This is a genomic window from Thioalkalivibrio sp. ALE20 (assembly GCF_000381405.1).
Classification (GTDB): Bacteria; Pseudomonadota; Gammaproteobacteria; order Ectothiorhodospirales; family Ectothiorhodospiraceae; genus Thioalkalivibrio.
In genome coordinates this window covers 1-19438 of the sequence record NZ_KB906481.1, presented here as the reverse complement: position 1 = coordinate 19438, position 19438 = coordinate 1, and the positions used below count along the sequence as shown (strand labels likewise).

Genomic DNA, 19438 nt, shown 5'->3' with positions numbered 1-19438 from the left:
GGGCGTGTCCCGGGCCCGATCGGCCAGGGGGCTGGCCTCCCACGGTGTAGGAGCGCAGCCCTCTGCGCGATGGGCGTGTCCAGGGCCCGATCGGCCAGGGGGCTGGCCTCCTACGGGGGGTGGCCGATCGGCGGGTCGGGAAATCAAGAAGATCAGGAAGGATGACGGAATGAAGATTGCGGTGGCCGGAACCGGTTATGTGGGCCTGTCGAATGCCGTGCTGCTGGCGCAGCACCACGAGGTGGTGGCGCTGGACGTGGTGCCGGAGAAGGTCGAGAAGATCAACCGGGGCGAATCGCCGATCATCGATGCCGAGATCGAGGAGTTCCTGGGCAACGGCTCCCTGAACCTGACCGCGACCCTGGATCCGCAGCAGGCGTACCAGGGCGCGGAGTTCATCATCATCGCCACGCCCACCGACTACGACCCGCAGACCAACTACTTCAATACCCGCTCGGTCGAATCCGTCATCCGCGACGTGCTGGCCATCAACCCGCACGCCACCATGGTGATCAAGTCCACCGTGCCCGTGGGCTACACGCGCGAGATCAAGGCGCAGATGGAGACCGACAACGTCGTGTTCTCGCCCGAGTTCCTGCGCGAGGGCCGGGCGCTGTACGACAACCTGCACCCGTCGCGGATCATCGTCGGTGAACAGTCCGATCGCGCCGAAACCTTTGCCAACCTGCTGGCCGAAGGCGCCGTGGACGACGACATCCCCATGCTGTTCACCAACTCCACCGAGGCCGAGGCGATCAAGCTGTTCGCCAACACCTACCTTGCCATGCGCGTGGCGTATTTCAACGAGCTGGACACCTACGCCGAGACCCACGGCCTGGATACCCGGCAGATCATCGACGGCGTGTGCCTGGACCCGCGCATTGGCAGCCACTACAACAACCCGTCGTTCGGCTACGGCGGCTACTGCCTGCCCAAGGACACCAAGCAGCTGCTGGCCAACTACGACGAGATCCCCAATAACATCGTCAAGGCCATCGTCGACGCCAACCGCACGCGCAAGGACTTCGTGGCCGATGCCGTGATCGCCCGCGATCCGAAGGTGGTCGGCATCTACCGCCTGGTGATGAAGAGCGGGTCCGACAACTTCCGCGCCTCCGCCATCCAGGGCGTGATGAAGCGCATCAAGGCCAAGGGCATCGAGGTGATCGTGTACGAGCCCGAGCTCCCGGACGACGAGTTCTACCGTTCCCGCGTCATCCGCGACCTCGAACAGTTCAAGCGCGAGGCGGACGTGATCGTCGCCAACCGCATCACCGACGACATCCGCGACCAGGCCGACAAGATCTACACCCGCGACCTCTTCAACAGCGACTGATCGGTTCCCACGCCCGCCGCCCTTGTAGGAGGCCAGCCCCCTGGCCGATCGGGCCCGTCCGGAACCCCAATCGGCCGGAGGGCCGGCCTCCTACGATGGGCCCGGACATCCTGTAGGAGCGCAGCCCTCTGCGCGACAGGAAGCCGAACAAAGCCCCATCGGCCAGGGGGCTGGCCTCCTACGGGGGCTGTGGCGCCAAACCACGTCTTTATCATCCCGGTCGCGGCGAAGCGACAAGCCGGGATCTTTGGCGAAAGAGCAAGCGTTCGGGTTCGTCCTGGCCGTGAATGAACCCGTGCCGTACAATTCCTTCAAATTTGCCATACATGCCGGGAGGTGATCGTATGGAACAGGAAACCACCAAGGTGACCGTGCGCCTGCCCAAACAGGATGTAGAGTTCGCGAAGGCCTATGCCAGGGCACACGGTATGAGCATGACCGAGGTGATTGACCGCCATCTGCGCCACCTCCGAGCGCTCGAGCAGCATACGCCAAGCGCCGAGCTGGAAGCCATTACCGGCCTGATCCCCCCTGATGTGGATGCCGAGAAGGCCTATCACGACCACCTGCGCGACAAGTATTCATCGTGATCATGCTCGATCTGAACGTCCTGCTGGATGTTCTGCAAAAGCGCGAGCCGCACTATCGTGTTTCGGCGGCAGTCCTGGAGCAAGTGCTACAGGGCGAAGAAGCAGGTGCCCTCAGCGCACATGCGGCGACCACGGTGCACTACCTGGTCGCACGGTATGCGGATCGCACGTCCGCGGATCGGGCATTGAGCTGGCTGCTCCAGCATTTGCACGTATCCGCGGTGGGACGCACAGAACTCGAACGAGCCCGGTCGCTCGGTTGGGCGGATTTCGAAGATGCCGTGGTGGCAGCCACTGCCGAGCGCACGGGCTGCGCCTGCATCATCACGCGCAACGTCAAGGATTTCGCCGGATCGCCTGTGCCCGCGCTGACGCCGCAGGAGTTTCTGCTCCGCTAACCAACGTTGTATGGGGTTTCTGCCTACCAAAATCGGCCAGAGGGCTGGCCTCCTGCGGGAGGCGAGACGACAATGGATGATGCAATGGAATTGATTACCCCATACGGTGGTACGCTCCGCGATCGGACCTGGCCGGCGTCCCACCGCCGAGAGGGCTCGGCCACCGCAAATGTAGGAGGCCAGCCCCTGGCCGATCGGGCCTGGCCGGTGCCCCATCGCCGAGGGGGCTCGGCCACCGCAAACGCAGGAGGCCAGCCCCTGGCCGATCGGGCCTGGCCGGTGCCCCATCGCCGAGAGGGCTCGGCCGCCGCAAACGCAGGAGGCCAGCCCCTGGCCGATCGGGCCTGGCCGGTGCCCCATCGCCGAGAGGGCTCGGCCACCGCAAACGCAGGAGGCCAGCCCCTGGCCGATCGGGCCTGGCCGGTGCCCCATCGCCGAGAGGGCTCGGCCACCGCAAACGCAGGAGGCCAGCCCCTGGCCGATCGGGCCTGGCCGGCGCCCCATCGCCGAGAGGGCTCGGCTCCTACGGGGCTCGAAACCACGGTAGCCAAGGGTTCAACCCCTTGATCCGACCCATCCTCAACAGCCTGAAATGGAGCAGCCGCCTGGGCGCCAAGTTCTTCTGGGCGGCGCCAGCGGCGACCAGCGGGGTGGTGTTCTTCACCCTGGTGTCGCAGCTCTCCATGCTGCTGGCCTTCTTCCTCCCGCTGAAGGTCATCATCCTGCTAGGTTCGGACGGCATACCCCGCTACTTCCCACCGGCGTTCGAGCAGTTCGACCGCGACGCGCTGATCGTTTCGCTGAGCGCCGCCACCATCGCGTTCTACGGCCTGTATCTGCTGGCCGAACGCATCGTGGAGTTCGGCGGCGAGCGAGGGTCGAAAACCCTCCTCGCACGCAGCCGCAAGATGGTCCTGTTCGAGAACCAGGACGAACTGGCTGCCCGCGCCTACAAACGCCATGCCGAGGTGATCGCGGGCAGCGCGTTCCTGCTGTTGGCGCTGGTTATCCTGTTCTGGCTCTACCAAAGCGTGGCGCTTCTGGCCGCGGGGTACGTTGTTGCGGTGGGCACGCTACTGCTTGCTGCGCTTGCCATGAATGAAGGCCTGCGCAGACGCATCCAGGACAACCTCAACGGCTGGATGGGCGTTCTCGCGGGCATCGGCTTCATGCTGGCGTTCGGTTACCTAGTGGTCGACTTCCTGTTCCTCGATCCGCCCGGCCTGATCCCGGCAATCATCGCGCTGCTGCTCGCCCGCCAGGGGTTCAACCGGCTGTCGAGCCTGGTGACCGGGCTCGTGAAACAGCACGATCAGAAGGCAAAGCTGGATGCATTGTTCTTCCATTCCAGCGTCTTCATGCCCGGCCAGGCCCAGGAGACGAACAAAGAGACCATCTGGACGCTCCTGACGCCGGAAGCCCGCCAGCAATGGGTATCCGAGCTCATCGCCGAGATGTACGGCGAACCCGCTCCCGAGGATCTGGACATCCAGTGGTGGCAAACCGACGTGGCCAACGTGGGCGTGCTGCATTGCCGCACCCCGGGAAAGCCGAGCATCTTCGTCAAGCTGTTTGCTCCCAAGCGCACCGCCTACGCCCTGCACGAGGCGGCTCTGCTGGCCGACCCGCCCCAGGGCCTGCCCAGCCCGCAATGGATCGGCGCCACACAGGTGCGTGGCTTCCATTGCCACGTACTGCAGGTAGCTGAAGAGCTCCCGGCCAGGCAGGGTGATACCGCCAAAGGCGTCGAAGAGATCCGCCTCACCCTGCTTCAGGTCGCCCTGCCGCAACCCCTGTTGACCCGTTACCAGCGATCCCGGCCCATGTTGTGGCAGCGCCTGAACGACAGCATACTGGAGCGTCTCCGAATCGCCGCCAACGATTCACAATCCCTCAATGCCCTCGGTCAGCTGCGCGCTCGCCTGCAGGACTGGCGCGACCAACTCGCCGCATTGCCCCTGGCGATTACTACGCGGGACGTTCGGCCGGGCAATATCGTAATGACCGAGGCAGGGGTGCCCACGCTCCTCCATTGGGGAAGCTGGGCGATGGAACCGGCCGGTGCCGGATGGCCGACCAAGCCCCAACATCTTCAGGCGCTTGGGGGAAACTCCAACGGGCCCGTACTTGCGGCGTTGAGCCACGAGTTGGAGCGTCTTTTCGAGCGCCAGCGCTTCAGCCGCGCCCTCAAACTGGTGCCCCGCGTTGTCGGGTTGCTCGCGCAGCGTACTGAGCCTTCGGCTACCAACGGGCCACGGCCATGACGGGGATCCCCTCAACGCCCGCGAACACGGCGCACTCGAACGATGCAGCGGAAGAACCCTCCCGGCCCGTCTGCTCGGTCATTGTGCCCGTCTACAACCACTGGGGATTGGTTCCGCATCTGCTGAGATGCCTGCGGGCACAGACCTTAGCGCAAGAGTCCTTTGAAGTGCTGCTGGTGGACAACGGCTCCACGGATTACGAGCCCCCGCAAAGCCTCCCCGCGAACGTTCGTATTCTGAACTGCGAAACGCCGGGATCCTACGCGGCCCGGAACGGCGGCATCGAAGCCGCGGCAGGCGACTGGCTTGCGTTCACCGATGCCGATTGTCGACCCGATCCCCGGTGGCTCGAGGCCATGCTCGCCCGAGCCCAGCAGGAGGGGAGAATGGCTCTTCTGGCTGGCACTGTCGAGATGTACACCGATTCCGCGCGCCCCAATGCCTACCAAATCTACGATCTGATTCGCGGGATCCCGCAAGCGCATTATGTGAGCCGCGGCTATGCGGCTACCGCCAACCTACTGGTACACCGATCCGTAATGGAGATGGTGGGCGGGTTTGATGCGACCCGTTATTCGGGAGGTGATACCGCTTTCTGCCGCCGTGCGTGCGCTAGCGGTTATTCCATCCATTTAGTCTGTGAAGCGGTGGTACGGCATCCCGCCCGCCATTCTTGGGGGGAAGTGGTATCCAAGGCGCGCCGTATCAAGGGGGGGCAACTGCTCTCAGGGTCCAAGCGTATGCGTGGCTATTGGGTCCTGCGGACCCTGATGCCGCCGCTCCACCTGTACTACCGATATGCGATGGCAGGACAATATAGCCTTCGATACCGGGTCATCGCACTGGCGGTCCAGTCGCGGCTCTGGGGGCATGAGCTCCGCGAAATGTTCCGCCTGCTAATACGTCCGGCATGCCGCGAGCGAAAATAGGTGGTTAAGCCGCGTCCAGAGATCAGCAACCTCGGCCCAGCCCCGGCTTAACGGCGGCATCCCGACCAGATTTCGATCAAGCAACCAAGCAACCAGACAGAAGACCAGGAGAGACTGAGTGACACGCAGCATGGACAAAAGGGTAGGCGCGGACCGCCTGACCACGCCGAAGGATCGCGCCAGTCCGGAAGGGGATCTCCTCGGTAACTGCCTCTCGCCGGCTTCGTTCTGGTGGCCAAAATACCTGGAGTCTTCGGCCTGGCTGGACCACGCTCCCTTTGCTTTCTGGCTCATCGACGCGCACCGGCCCCGTACGGTGGTGGAGCTGGGGACGCACGGTGGCTACTCCTATTTCGCGTTTTGCCAGGCTGTCCATACGTTGGGCACCGAAACTCGCTGTTATGCCGTAGATACCTGGCAAGGTGATGAACATGCTGGATTCTATGATGAGTCCGTCTACGAGCGTGTGAAATCACACAACGACACTCACTATGCCAACTTCTCCCGTATGGTGCGCTCATCGTTCGATGACGCACTTCGGCACTTCAGCGACGGCAGCATTGACTTGTTGCACATCGATGGACGCCACTTCTACGAGGACGTCAAACACGACTTCGAGAGCTGGCTCCCGAAGCTCTCCGACCGCGCCGTGGTTCTTTTCCACGACACAAACGTCAGGGAGCGCAACTTTGGGGTCTTCCATCTGTGGGAGGAAATCCGTGTCGAATTTCCTTCCTTCGAGTTTCTGCATGGTCACGGCTTGGGAGTGTTGGGCTATGGATCAGACCTTTCGCCGGGTCTCAGAGCACTGTTTTCCGCTGCGCTGGACCAAAAAGCAACTATGGCTATACGAGACGCATACAACCGGCTGGGGGCCTACCCGAAGCAAGCAATGCAACATCGGACTAAGAAGGCCGACATCCGTGACAAGGAAGTCGCCTCTCAACAGGACCTGAAGGTGCCGGCAAGAAGTCGAAAAGGCCTTTCAGTCAAGCTCGAGAAAAGAGAAGCGGAACTGGCCCGCTCTTCGGCCAAGCTGCAACAATGCGAAAGGAAACTCAGCAAGCTCTCACGCCACCTGAATGAGATGGAGCACTCGACAAGCTGGCGAATTACCTATCCGATGAGAGTCCTATCTCGAGCCATCAGGTGGACCGTCCGTAACGTTGTTAGGAGTATGCGGTTTGTGTGGTGGCTTATGACCGGCCAGACCGCGCGAGCGGCAGGCGCACTCCGGACAATCTACGCTCGCCATGTACCGGTTCGAATTAAGAAATGTATCCCTGGTACCATCCGCAAGAGGGTCGGCGGTTACTTGAGTGAGCATGAGTCTCGTACTCACACTCGCGGGGCCGTTCCATCTCGGGCGGACAACGAAAGAAGAAAGGCCATAAAACAAGATATTCAACAGGCCACTGCCGCCTTTCAGTCGGAGATGTGGGACGATACGATCCAACAGTGGCAGGCGATTTTGACGAATTATCCTGACGATGCAAGATCCTGGCAGGCAAAATTGTTTATCAGCGTCGCGCGCCGAATTAGGAACCTAGAAGACTACGAAAAGCGGATTGTCGAGTATAAAGAATCCAAGGTGGCCCGCGATATCCGTCGACCCAATGACGGAGAACTGCGTGTTGCGGTCTACACGGCGATATCCGGTAACTATGACTCGCTGAAGCTCCCGGCTGTGTTGGATGAACGGATCGACTATATCGTCTTCACGGACACCGCATTGCCCGATACAGGCATATGGCAAGTGCGTCCGATCACCTACTTTAGCGACGACGCAACGCGGACCGCGCGGTTTGTGAAAACCCATCCCCATTGGCTCTTGGCGGACTACGACATCACCATCTGGATCGACTCGAACGTAATGATTCTTGGAGATATTTGGCCGTTAGTGAGTGACTTCAAGGACTCCGGGAAAGCTATTGGGGCTATTCCGCACCCCCAGAGACAATCGATCTACGAAGAGATTCACGAGTGCGCTCACCGGGCGAAGGACGACTATTCAGTCATGGAGTGCCAAGTTCAGGCTTACCGGTCCGAAGGGTTCAAGCACGACGACCTTATTGAAAGTAATTTGATGATGGCCAACCTCGGTGGATGTCGCGCATCCTGTGAACGGTTCTTTTCGACGTGGTGGTCGCAGATAGACCGGCATAGTCGGCGTGATCAGCTAAGCAAAAACTACGCTCTTCGGCTAGCGGATGTCGAATGGCATAGGCTTCTCAAGAACGGTGAAAGCGTGAGGAATCACCGTGACTTCGTGTTGGTCGAGCATGACGCTGGGCAGGGTCCGGCTTCGAGGCTCGTTGCGAAGTTAGACTCCCCTCTTCTGGACCCCTACGCTTTATCGAGCGATGCGGACACGAAAGAGGCTAGAGTGGGCGCGCAAAGAGGTCGGCGGATCGACGTAGTGGTATGTGTCCACAATGCGCTTGAGGATGTCAAGTTATGTCTTGAATCGATTGAAAGAGAAAGGATTGATGAGCAGCTGAAGCTCATTCTTGTAGACGATGGTTCGGACGAAGATACGGCCGATGTTTTGCGTACGTTCGCGGCAAAGGATTGGGTTTCGCGTATCCGCAACGAAAAGGCCGTCGGATATACAAAAGCGGCCAATCAGGGTCTGGCCGCCACGACAGCGCCTTTCGTGATACTCCTGAACAGCGACACTATTGTCACGTCGTTATGGGCAGAGAAGCTGGCGGACGCCGTGTACACGACGCCTGGTGCCGGAATTGTGGGGCCACTGTCAAATGCGGCTAGTTATCAATCAATACCGGAGTATCGCGGTACAGGCGACCAGACTGCCGTGAATGAACTGCCGACGGGTATGACCCCGGAAGACATGAATTGTTATTGTGAAAACTGGTCTACGGTCGATGCGCTTCCTCGCACGCCGCTGATCCACGGATTCTGTTTTGGCTTGAAGCGCGAGGTCTTGGAGGCCGTGGGATGGATGGACGAAGTGACTTTCCCCAGGGGATACGGGGAGGAAAATGATTTCTGCTTTCGCGCCGTCGATGCTGGGTTCGGGCTCGTGGTCGCAACAAATACATACGTCTTCCATCGAAAATCGCGAAGTTACATGGGAGCCGAACGGGTTCGCCTAATGAAAGCGGGGTCTGAAGCACTTTCGTCCAAACATGGTCGTGCCCGTGTTCAGAGGGCCGTTCGGTCCATGGAGGAAAACAGTCTCTTGGCTTGTGCCCGCGCAAGCGCGGAGCAGTTGTACCGCTTACGATCGGGAAATGGCCCCTGTATTTGGCTCGTTCCCGCTCGGAATAGACATGGCCGCCCGCTAGGGTCGGCATATATTCGTCTGCTACTTCCTTACTTTCATGACTCTATCCTTGACGATTTTAAAGTTAAGGAGGCGACGAATTTGCCGGACCTTGAGGCGGATAGTATCGCGGTGCTGCAGCGGGACGCACCGGGCATCCAGTTAACGGCGCTGCAAGAATGGATATCCAAGGCCAAAAAGGTTGGCATGACCTTGGTTCATGACATCGATGATGATTTGCTCGATCTGCAGACGCTGGTCCGCCTAGGAAAATCAGGGATCGGGTGCGCAGAAACAATAGCGAAGGTCTCTCTTTTGGCGTCCTCTGCGCATACGGTGATTGCCTCAAGCGACGCCTTGGCGCGAAAACTGGGAGCGTTCAATGAGAGCGTTGTTGTCGTGCCTAACGGCATCGACGTGAAGTTATGGGGGCTCCATGAAGCCGATAGACGAAACATGGCAGACAATGACACGCGCGAGAACAGGCCGGTCAAGATCGGGTATGTCGGGACACCCACGCATTATCGTGACCTTGAGTTGATCGCGCCCGCGATAAGGCGTATCGAAGAAAAGTACGGCTCGCAAGTTTGCGTTGAGGTGGTTGGAGCCTTTGAGGACTCACAAGTTCTGTTCGGGAGTCGAATAGGCCTTCCTAAAGAAAACGAATATCCGGAATTCGTAAAGTGGCTTAGGCAGAAAGTCGATTGGGATATCGCTGTAATTCCATTGCTGGACGATAGCTTCAATAGGTCAAAGTCCTACATTAAGTTTCTTGAATGCGCGGCGATGAATGCTGCGATCGTCGTCTCTGACGTACCAGCATACCGCGAAGTTGCGCGCAACGGAGAGAATTGCGTAGTCGTGAAGAATGACTGTGATGAATGGGAAATAGCACTTGTCAAGCTGATTGAGAACAGAGATGCGGTTAGGTATCTGGCACGAAGAGCCAGCCACGAGTGTTTGTCCACCTATACCCTCGACGCGGTCGCGCCACGGCTTAAGACTCTACTAGCGGAGGTGCAGTCGGTGGGGCGGAGCGTCGTTTAATTGGAAGGGTAGCAGTTTCTCCGGGCACAGGATTGAAAGGGAGCCGTTATCCACTTTCAAGTCGAATGATCGGTAGATTAGGGGGCGGAAGTAAGGTTGACGTATGTCGACATTGAGCGAACTTCGCGTGGCTCTACGCGTTAGTCCTAAATGAGTGGTTAAGCGGTATCGATGTTTGGCCTTCGGTATTTGCGTGTTTCTGTAAACACGTTTGTGATCGGGATGCTGCGGAGAACGTTTATTTGACCACGGTTAGCGGATTCAGAAATGGCTGGGAGCATGGCTTGGTGAGCAAGAATGTGGTGGTGAATCGACTTAAAAAAGGCACGGCGAACAAAGGGTTGTTTGAGGGTCGGGTGCAGGATGGCGATTCGCCTTGCTTCAAATTTGTTGAGAAAAGAGTTTGTGTGGAGTCAAGTGAATTTGCATTGTGCGGGGCATTGCATCGTGATCGGGTTTCGTCTGACCCGTTTTTGTCTATCCTTGGAGTAAGGAAGGGTCCGGATGGCGTGGGCGAAATCTACATGGAGTATCTGCCAGGAGCAGGGGGCTATGAGCTGCCAGATATCAATCGAGAAAGGGCGCATGACGAATTTCGCGTTTTATCGGATGAGATCTGTCATGGTTTAGCTAGGTTTGCTAAATATGCGGGGTCTAACCTGGAGCATAAGTCCCCAGCGAGCGTGTGTAAAAGAGTGTCCTTGGTTCGCCTGATTTATAAAACTGGACTGCGGGTGAGCGACAGCGTGGTTAAAGCGCTTGCTCGGTCGGAAGAAAAATTGTTTAGGCGTGCCAGCGTTGATAGAATTTGTTTCTCGCATAACGATTTGCACTTTCATAACTTATGGGTGAGGGGGAGTGCGGAAAGAGTGAAGCTAATAGATTACGGGATGGTTAGGCAGAACATGATGGGTGCCGATTTGCACCATTTTTTCAGACGGTGGATGCGCGGTTCGCAATCTGATCGTGACTTTTTTGACGCCTTGGTAGAAAGCTATGTGCGTTACTTTGATGTTTCTGATGGTTGGGTGAGGGCGGTAGCGTGCTATTATGGCTTGTATCGGGAGTTGCGCAGGGGAGGGCTAGGCGATCTGAGTCGAGAGGAAGAGAAAGAGGCCCTGCAACGATATATCGATTTTCTAGTTAGCATGCAGAAAGGACGAGCTTGTTTGAGGCGGTTATTCTAGGGGGCGTCGGATGGCCGAGGTTGGCAGTTGTCTGGGTCTTGTTAGTGGGTTGGTAGTGCTCGGGTGAAAACTTGAAGGCTTTGCGGTTTTAGCGTGTTGGGTGTTCGGCCGGTTTTTCAGTGGGTATCTTGGTGAGCGCAAGAGTGTGTGAAACGGGTTGTCGTTGGCTTGCAGCGTTAGAGTCTTAGGAAAGGGCGTTTTATGGGAAGCAGGTGGCTAGTAACGGGGGGAGCGGGGTTTATTGGGTCGTCGGTGATTCGAGAGCTGGTTAGTGGCATGAGGTGCGACGTCGTCAATGTCGACAAGCTGACGTATGCAGGCAATCCGGATTCGTTGAAGGCTATCGCGTCGGATTCACGTTATACGTTCGTTCACGCGGATATCTGTGATGCCGCGACGGTGCAGGAGGTGTTTCGAAGATTTGGCCCTGACGTCGTGATGCACTTGGCGGCAGAGAGTCACGTCGATCGGTCCATCGCTGGGCCTGCCCCGTTCATCGAGACGAATATCGTTGGAACCTATACGCTGCTCGAGGTGGCACGGGCGTATTGGAAGGCTTTGTGGGAGTCTGACCCGAGGAAAGCTGGAGGCTTCCGCTTTCATCATGTCTCGACAGACGAGGTCTATGGTGACCTGCAAGGGGCGGAGGACCTGTTTATAGAGACGACGCCCTACGCACCTAGTTCCCCCTATTCGGCGAGTAAGGCCAGCTCCGACCATCTGGTGCGCGCCTGGCAGCGAACTTACGGGTGGCCGACGGTGATCACGAACTGCAGTAACAACTACGGGCCGTATCACTTTCCCGAGAAACTCGTTCCACTGATGATTCTCAACGCGCGGGCGGGCAAGCCGCTGCCGGTGTATGGCAACGGGCATCAGGTGCGCGATTGGTTGTATGTGGAGGACCATGCCCGCGCACTGATCAAGGTGGCCACTGAAGGGGAAGTGGGGGAGACCTATAACATTGGCGGTCATAACGAGGTGACGAACCTCGAGGTGGTGGAGCGTATCTGCGAGCTGCTTGAGGAGCTGGCGCCGGACAAGCCAGAAGGGGTGAAGCAGTATCGTGACCTGATCACCTTCGTGGCGGACCGGCCGGGCCATGATCTTCGGTACGCTATCGACGCGAGCAAGATTGAGCGTGAGCTCGGCTGGGTACCCAGCGAAACCTTCGAGACTGGGTTGAGAAAGACGGTGCAGTGGTATCTGGATAATGGTGACTGGGTTGGGCGCGTGACCAGCGGGGCCTACCGGGAGTGGGTCGAAAAGCACTATGGCGAGCAAGCGGTGGACGGGGCACACCATGACTGAACAGGCCATTCTGGTGACCGGCCCCAATGGGCAGGTGGGCTGGGAGTTACAGCGTACCTTGTCTCCGCTCGGGCGACTGGTGTTGCTGAACCGAACTCGGTGCGATCTCGCCGATCCGGAGGCGCTTCGAAATCGGGTGCGGGAGATCCGCCCGGCGGCGATTGTCAACGCGGCCGCGTATACCGCCGTTGACCAGGCGGAGAGCGAACCGGACGTTGCCGCGGCGATCAACGCACAGGCCCCGCGGATTCTCGCCGAGGAGGCGAAGGCGCTCGGCGCGTGGCTCATCCACTACTCGACCGATTATGTATTTGACGGTAGCGGCGAGCGGCCCTGGCGGGAAGAGGCCCCGGTTGGGCCCAAGTCGGTCTACGGAGCCACCAAGCTGGAAGGCGAGCAGGCAATCATCGCCAGCGGCGCCGCTGCGCTGATTTTTCGGACCTCGTGGGTATTTGGGGTACATGGGCACAACTTCCTGAAGACGATGCTCAAGGCGAGCCGGGAGCACCCGGAGCTGAAAGTGGTAGCCGACCAGATGGGCGCACCAACACCGGCGCATCTGATCGCGGACGTGACCGCCCATGCGCTACGGGACGCCTTGAACGGACGCATGGAGCGTCGCGCCGAGATCTTTCACCTGGCCCCCAGGGGAGCGACCTCCTGGCATGCCCACGCTGAACTCCTGATCGAACACGCAAAGACGCTTGGTTGGCCCATCAAGACTCGTTCGGTCCACGCGATTACGTCGAGTGAGTGGCCTACGCCCGCGGCAAGGCCCGCCAACTCGCGTCTGGACTGCCGAAAGTTGGAGGCGACGTTTGGCCTGCTGCTTCCCGACTGGGATGTGGGAGTGACGCGGGTCGTGGAGCAGGTCGTTCAGCCGCGGTTGTAGAGCAGGTCGGATAGGATAAGTACAATTGTGAAGGCGAGTGCCATGGAAGAGTACAAAAACGACCTGGAAAGGTTGTTTTTCGAGAACACCGGGCGCCTGATCCACAAGTGGCGGCATTATTTCGAGATCTATGATCGGCATTTCTCTGGGTTTCGCGGGACGGATGTCCATGTTGTTGAGTTTGGTGTCTCGCAGGGCGGTTCCCTGCAGATGTGGAAAAAGTATTTTGGACCGAAGGCAAAAATATTCGGCATCGATGTAAATCCGAACTGCAAGGCGCTCGAAGAGGATCAGGTGGAGATCCTTATCGGTGATCAAGAGGACCGGCGGTTTCTTGATTCGGTCAAGGAACGAATCCCTAGAATTGATATATTGATCGACGACGGCGGCCACACCATGGCACAGCAGATCAATACCTTTGAGGCGCTCTTTCCCGCGATTGACTCTAATGGCGTGTATCTGTGCGAAGACCTCCATACGTCCTATTGGCGGAAGTGGGGTGGAGGATACGGACGAGCCGGGACGTTCGTCGAATACAGCAAGAACTTCGTTGACCTTTTGCACGCCTGGCATTCGGAAGATGAAACTAGGCTTAGCGTTACCGATTTCACCAGGTCGACACATTCGTTGCACTACTATGACAGTATACTCGTAATCGAGAAGCGCCCAGTTGAAAAGCCGTTTCATCTGAAAACGGGCGAAGCGACGGTATCGCCGTTTCGGAAGCAAGAATCTCGGTCTGCTGTGGTTTCTGAGCGAGCATCGTCCGACGGAGTTGACGACATGAACTGCGTTGAGAGGGTTCAGAATGACTTGGAGGCGGAGGATCCTGCGCCTTTGAGTGATATGGACGGGCGGAAGGCTCGGCTGCGCAAGGAAAAAGAGAGGCACAGGGTGACTAAGGACAAGCTTGTGGCGGAGAAAGCGCGCGTGGCGTCGATTCGCGCGTCGAGGAGCTGGCGCCTCACCGGCCCGTTTCGGCTGTTTTGGCGATCGGTAAGGCGGGTGCGTACCGGCATGCGGAGGGGGTAGTGATGGCGGTCGCGAAGAGAGGGCAGTCATGAAGCGGCGGAAAGGTATTATTCTGGCCGGTGGCGCCGGGACAAGGCTTCATCCGGCGACATTGGCTGTCTCGAAGCAGCTGTTGCCGGTGTACGACAAGCCGATGATCTACTACCCGCTTTGTACGCTGCTGCTGGCCGGGATCCGGGAGATCCTGATCATCTCCACGCCTGAGGATACGCCCCGTTTCGAGCAGATGCTCGGTGATGGCAGTCAGTGGGGGATCGAGCTTCAGTATGCGGTGCAGCCGAGTCCGGATGGGCTGGCCCAGGCCTTCTTGGTTGGTGCTGACTTTCTGGGTGACGACCTGGCGGCGCTGATTCTCGGCGACAACATCTTTTATGGCCACGATTTCCAGCCGTTGCTGGAGCGTGCGGCCGGGCGGCAGGAGGGTGCGAGCGTGTTTGCCTATCACGTGCACGACCCGGAGCGCTATGGTGTGGTGGAGTTCGATGCCGATGGCACGGTGCTGTCGCTAGAGGAAAAGCCGGCGAACCCGAAGTCGGCTTATGCGGTTACCGGGCTGTATTTCTACGACGAGCAGGTGGTGGAGCGTGCGCGGCGGATTCAGGCATCGCCACGTGGGGAGCTGGAGATTACCGACCTCAATCAGATGTATCTCGCGGAAGGCACGTTGAGCGTTGAGCTGATGGGGCGCGGGTACGCCTGGCTGGATACCGGCACGCACGACAGTCTCCTGGAGGCCTCGCACTTTATTGCAACGCTGGAGCGGCGACAGGGGTTGAAGGTGGCGTGCCCTGAAGAGGTCGCGTACCGGAAGGGGTGGATTGATGCGGAGCAGCTGGAACGGCTGGCGGCTCCGCTGGCGAAGAATGGGTATGGCCAGTATCTGCTGCGGGTATTGCGAGAACAGGTGGCGTGATCGGGGTTGCCGTCTGCTCTGTTTGTTTCTAGTAAATGGCTTTGGGAGGTACCGTGGAGGCACAGCGCCTGGCGATTCCGGATGTGGTTCTTTTCGAGCCGCGTGTCTTTGGCGACGAGCGCGGCTTCTTTTTTGAGAGCTTCAACGCCCTTACGTTCGAGGACGCTACCGGCCTGGCTCCGACGTTCGTCCAGGACAACCACTCGCGCTCTCAGCGCGGGGTGTTGCGGGGCTTGCATTACCAGCTACCCCCTTGCCCACAAGGGAAGCTGGTGCGCGTGGTGAATGGAGAGGTGTTTGATGTGGCGGTGGACATCCGCCGTTCTTCGCCCACGTTCGGTCGCTGGGTGGGTGCCCGGTTGTCGGCAGAGAACAAGTGCCAGCTGTGGATACCCGAAGGTTTCGCGCACGGCTTTGTCACGCTGAGCGAGTCGGCTGACTTTCTGTACAAGACCTCCGGTTACTACGCCCGGGAACTGGAACGATGCATTGCCTGGGACGATCCGGAGATCGGCATCGAGTGGCCTGTTGACGGCGAACCGGTACTTTCGGCGAAGGATCGCGAAGGTGTGCGCCTTTCTGAGGCGGATGTGTTTTCGTGAGCCTCGGTTATGTAGCTGTCAAGGGAGCGTGGCCGGGAAAGGCTGTCCCGGGGTCGGATTGTGCCGTGGCGGTTAGCGGCTGCCGGAACGTATGAAGCTGGCGATCAAGAATCCGGCTCCGGAAGGCTCGAGGCAGACGTTCTGGGGTGACTACTCCTTTGGCGGGTCGCTACAGCGTGCGCTTGAGGAGCTGGGCATTGAAGTGGTGCAGCACTTCTGGCCGGACTGGGATCGGGATGATGGCGAGGACGCCATCCTGGTGCTCCGTGGCAAGCGGTTGTATGTGCCCCCCAGGGATAAGGTCTCGATGCTCTGGGTGATCAGTCATCCGGCGACCGTCTCGTTAGAAGAGTTGAATCGTTATTCCGTTGCCTTTGTTGCGTCGGAGAAGCTGTATTCGACATTCGCCCCGTTGACCTCCACCCCGTTGGAGGTCATGCGTCAATGTACGGATGTGTCTCTGTTTGCACCGCCCGGGTGTACTGTGGAAGAGGACGCGAAGCGCCGAGAAGGCGTGGTCTTCGTGGCAAACAGCCGTGGGGTGCGCAGAGACATGCTGCAGTGGTCGTTGGCGGCTGGCCGGCCGCCAAGACTCATTGGTGGGCACTGGGATCAGTTCGGGCTGGCTGACCTGGTATACCGGGAGCATGTTCGGAACAGCGAGTTGCCGGAGGTCTATCAGGCCGCGAAAGCGAGCCTGAACGACCATTGGGCGGATATGCGCCATTTCGGCATCATCAACAACCGGGTGTTCGACTGCATGGCCTGCGGTGTTCCTGTGGTCACTGACAGCTTTGCGGAATTGCGGTCGGTTATTGGGGATGCTGCGCTTTATGCGAACAACGCAGACGAGTTCCAGAGTGCGTTGAAGGAGCTGGACGACTCCTACGCTTCTGTACTCTCGAAAGTCCGCTCATGGTGGGATGAGCACGGGACTGATTACTCGTTTTCGGCCCGTGCTGAGCAGATTCTGCGTGCATTCGATCGCCTGGAGCCCAAGGGCGCGGAACCTGGAGCCGAAAGCGATACGCCAGACTTGGGGGAGGCGCGTGCCTTCTTTGATGAGCTGCTTCGGCAGAGTGATCTGAAGCGATCCGGGCGGAGGAAGAAGGTAGTCCTGGTGAATCCAACGCAGCGGACCTTGCGGGCGGTGACCGCGAATGACGATGTGGCTCATGTGAGCGCGGGGTTTGGCGATGGCCCTTGGCAGGTCGCCCTGGATGGCCAGGCCTCGCAACTGGAAGGGGCCGGTTTCGATTTGGTCTGGATTGAGCAAACGGACACCCTCCTGAATGTTTCCCCAGCTGAGCGATTGGTGGCGGCTCAGGGCCTCGCCCGTTCGATGTCGATCCTGGGCGTACTGGGGGTTTCTCCCGCTGGCGGGAACGAACGTGCCTTCGTGGACGCATTGGGCTGGGCAGGACTCGAGACTCTCTCTGATGGCTCTTATGGCACGATACTGGGGCGCGCGTCGGCCAGCCGAAGTGTTCAGGAGATGGAAGCGCTCTCGCGTAAGCTTAACGAATCCGAACGACGGTACCAGAAACTGAAGAAACGAACGTTGAGGGGGAGGCTGGATAGGTGGCTGTCGCGAAGTTGACTCGACTGCCCGCGCGGTTTCGGTACATTGACACGGCGATCTGAAACCACGAAAACTCGGGTGAAGATACCGATTCGGAGGCCTGAGTAGAGTGGATCCCGAACTATATGTGATCTACTAAGGCAAGCTGATGCATCCTGATACCCTTTTCTACATCGACTCGCATTCAATCGACAGTGCTCGAGAGAGGCTAATCGGGTACTTTCAAACACGGGATCATATCGTTTTCGGTGACGCTGGGCTCCAAGAGTACCGGCGTGATCACTCCGGTAAACTCGACCCTTTAGATGGTGCATTCTTGGCGCTCCTGGATCGTGGGGAATACTTGGAGGCGTCGACTGACGCGACGGGCCAGGAGCTTCTCTACTTGTATCGGGCAGCTGGCTCCTGGGCCGTCTCAAATTCGCTATACCATCTTGCGAAAAAAGTTAGATTGAAGGGGTATGAGCTCACCCCTCGTCCGCCCTCGCTTCTCTCTTTTACGATTAAAGACGGCAATCACTGGGCTGCACAACCGTTTTCTATGAGAACGGTTTTTAATGAGGTTGTTCTTCTTCCCCCGGGGAGTTCGGTTCGCATTGAGCGGAGGACAGGGGCCCTCTCCGTGCTACATAGGTCGATTTATGACGGATTGGAATCTTTTCGCGTGTACCGCACCCGGATGCCTGGACACTCCGTAAGCATGATCATGCCGCCACCGGCATAGTTTCAAGGTAGTCGGCACGGACCTGCGCCGGCGACCGGAACCCATGGCGCTCCAGCAGCCAACCTTGGTTATATTGCTCTTTCCAGCGCTGCAGGGCCTCGTTGAGCTCCGCCACGTTGCGGGCCCCATGGCACCAGAGCAGCTGCTCCTTGAGGGTGCGGAAGAACCTCTCGATGACGCCGTTGCCCTCCGGGGCGTAGACGAACGCCGGCGAGGACTCGAGGCCGAGGAAGCGCAACTCCTGCTGGAAGACATCGCTCAGGTATTGGCTGCCATGGTCGTGGCGCAGGGCCAAGCCGGCAGCGATACCCTGGTGAAATCCCCCGAAGATCCTTCGCACTGCCTGGCGCAGCGGCTCCAGCGCCTCGAAGCGGGTCCCAGGGCGGGCCGCGTGGATCCCCAGGCACTCGGCGTTGTAGTGGTCCACGACGGCGAAGACCGTCACCTGCCCGCACTCCGGCAGGAACGTCGCGGTGGCATCGGTCGCCCACATCCGGTTCGGCGCCTCCGTGATGATGGTGCCGTCGTGCACATCGGGGCCGAGGTTGCGCCGGGCCCGGTACGGGGCGAGCAGCCCGTGCTCGCGCATCACCCGCAGAACCCGCTTGCGGGAGGTGTAGATCCCTTGCAGCTGGCGCAGCCTGGCCCAGACCTTGCGGTGGCCCTCGCCGGTGAACTCGCTGCCCTCGATGACCGCCCGGATCTCCTGGTGCAGCTGCTCGTCGCTCAGCCTCGGCCGGGGACCCGGCCTCCGCTTGCGATGAGCCGGTGCAGCGCGCTGTGCGCCGCTGTGACGGCGGGCATAGAACGTCGAGCGGGGGATGCCCCATTCCTGACAGAGCCGGGCGACACCGAAGGGCCGGCGCTGAGAGACCGAGCACGCCCGGCTCATGAGCTCGATCTCCCCGGGGCCAAAGGGCGCCCCTCCTTGAGGCGACTGACCGCCTCGCGGGAGGCCTCCAGGTCCATGGTCAGCTCCCCGACCTTGGCCTGGAGCTCCCGGATCTGCTCATCGCGCGGATCGTGCGTGCTGCCGCCCTTGAGCCCGGCCTCGCCGGCGGCGAGGAAGTCCTCCCGCCACTGGCTGATCCGAGCCGCCGTGACCCCGTACTCCCGGCTCAGGGCCTCGAGGTCCTCCCCGCGCAGCAGGCGCAGGACCACCTCCGTCTTGCGCTTGGAGGAGAACCGGCCCTTATCCCGCTTGCCGTTGTTCTGGTTGCTCTTGGCCTTCTTGCTGCTCATCTGACACCTCCGTCTTGGTCCAGGTGGGGGCAGTCAAAGGCTCAGGGCGCCCTGACTATACCCCCGGGGGAGGTGTCCAGGCCAAACGGGGTGCGGAGGA

Annotated in this window: 14 protein-coding genes; 13 read left to right on the top strand and 1 reads right to left on the bottom strand. The window is 59.5% G+C overall.

The features are described 5' to 3' along the window. The first annotated feature begins 169 nt into the window (after window positions 1-169). The 13 genes from F790_RS0112225 (at window position 170) to F790_RS0112165 (ending at window position 17390) form a co-directional block, all read left to right on the top strand. Window positions 170-1336, top strand: a complete 1167-nt coding sequence (locus tag F790_RS0112225) for a nucleotide sugar dehydrogenase (RefSeq protein WP_019591834.1) — start codon at window positions 170-172, stop codon at window positions 1334-1336. 344 nt (window positions 1337-1680) lie between these two features. Further along, complete coding sequence (locus tag F790_RS0112220; protein WP_019591833.1) at window positions 1681-1926, top strand: DUF6364 family protein; 246 nt, start codon at window positions 1681-1683, stop codon at window positions 1924-1926. After that, window positions 1923-2324, top strand: a complete 402-nt coding sequence (locus F790_RS0112215) for a PIN domain-containing protein (RefSeq protein ID WP_019570989.1) — start codon at window positions 1923-1925, stop codon at window positions 2322-2324. The genes F790_RS0112220 and F790_RS0112215 overlap by 4 nt, the downstream gene beginning before the upstream one ends. Before the next feature lie 563 nt (window positions 2325-2887). After that, the gene (locus F790_RS0112210) at window positions 2888-4588 is read left to right on the top strand and encodes a phosphotransferase (RefSeq protein ID WP_019591832.1); all 1701 of its coding nucleotides are present in this window, start codon (window positions 2888-2890) and stop codon (window positions 4586-4588) included. After that, window positions 4585-5517 carry a glycosyltransferase family 2 protein gene (locus F790_RS0112205; RefSeq protein WP_019591831.1) on the top strand — a complete coding sequence of 311 codons (933 nt, stop codon included), beginning with the start codon at window positions 4585-4587 and terminating at the stop codon, window positions 5515-5517. Before F790_RS0112210 ends, F790_RS0112205 begins: the two co-directional genes overlap by 4 nt. A 118-nt stretch (window positions 5518-5635) precedes the next feature. Further along, the gene (locus F790_RS14320) at window positions 5636-9853 is read left to right on the top strand and encodes a class I SAM-dependent methyltransferase (RefSeq protein WP_156824336.1); all 4218 of its coding nucleotides are present in this window, start codon (window positions 5636-5638) and stop codon (window positions 9851-9853) included. A 287-nt stretch (window positions 9854-10140) separates the two neighbouring features. Then, complete coding sequence (locus F790_RS14315) at window positions 10141-11040, top strand: hypothetical protein (protein WP_156824335.1); 900 nt, start codon at window positions 10141-10143, stop codon at window positions 11038-11040. A gap of 201 nt (window positions 11041-11241) precedes the next feature. Beyond that, a complete protein-coding gene (gene rfbB / locus F790_RS0112190; RefSeq protein WP_019591827.1) occupies window positions 11242-12351 on the top strand; it encodes a dTDP-glucose 4,6-dehydratase in 1110 nt (369 codons plus the stop codon). After that, window positions 12314-13243, top strand: a complete 930-nt coding sequence (rfbD, locus tag F790_RS0112185) for a dTDP-4-dehydrorhamnose reductase (protein WP_019591826.1) — start codon at window positions 12314-12316, stop codon at window positions 13241-13243. The genes rfbB and rfbD overlap by 38 nt, the downstream gene beginning before the upstream one ends. Window positions 13244-13285: 42 nt before the next feature. After that, the gene (locus F790_RS0112180; RefSeq protein ID WP_019591825.1) at window positions 13286-14275 is read left to right on the top strand and encodes a class I SAM-dependent methyltransferase; all 990 of its coding nucleotides are present in this window, start codon (window positions 13286-13288) and stop codon (window positions 14273-14275) included. Between the two features lie 28 nt (window positions 14276-14303). Then, a complete protein-coding gene (gene rfbA, locus F790_RS0112175; protein ID WP_026332951.1) occupies window positions 14304-15188 on the top strand; it encodes a glucose-1-phosphate thymidylyltransferase RfbA in 885 nt (294 codons plus the stop codon). Between the two features lie 53 nt (window positions 15189-15241). Then, window positions 15242-15790, top strand: coding sequence for a dTDP-4-dehydrorhamnose 3,5-epimerase (gene rfbC / locus F790_RS0112170; protein ID WP_026332950.1), 549 nt, complete (start codon window positions 15242-15244; stop codon window positions 15788-15790). Between the two features lie 91 nt (window positions 15791-15881). Next, on the top strand, window positions 15882-17390 hold the full coding sequence (locus tag F790_RS0112165; RefSeq protein WP_019591822.1) for a glycosyltransferase: 1509 nt from the start codon (window positions 15882-15884) through the stop codon (window positions 17388-17390). Window positions 17391-18076: 686 nt separating this feature from the next. Here the strand turns inward: F790_RS0112165 and F790_RS0112160 are convergent. Continuing rightward, window positions 18077-19338, bottom strand: a protein-coding gene (locus tag F790_RS0112160) for an IS3 family transposase (RefSeq protein WP_369773037.1) whose coding sequence is annotated in 2 segments (ribosomal slippage) — window positions 18077-19033 and window positions 19036-19338 — 1260 coding nt in all. Because the reading frame shifts where the segments join, the coding sequence is not laid out codon by codon here. Between the last annotated feature and the right edge of the window lie 100 nt (window positions 19339-19438).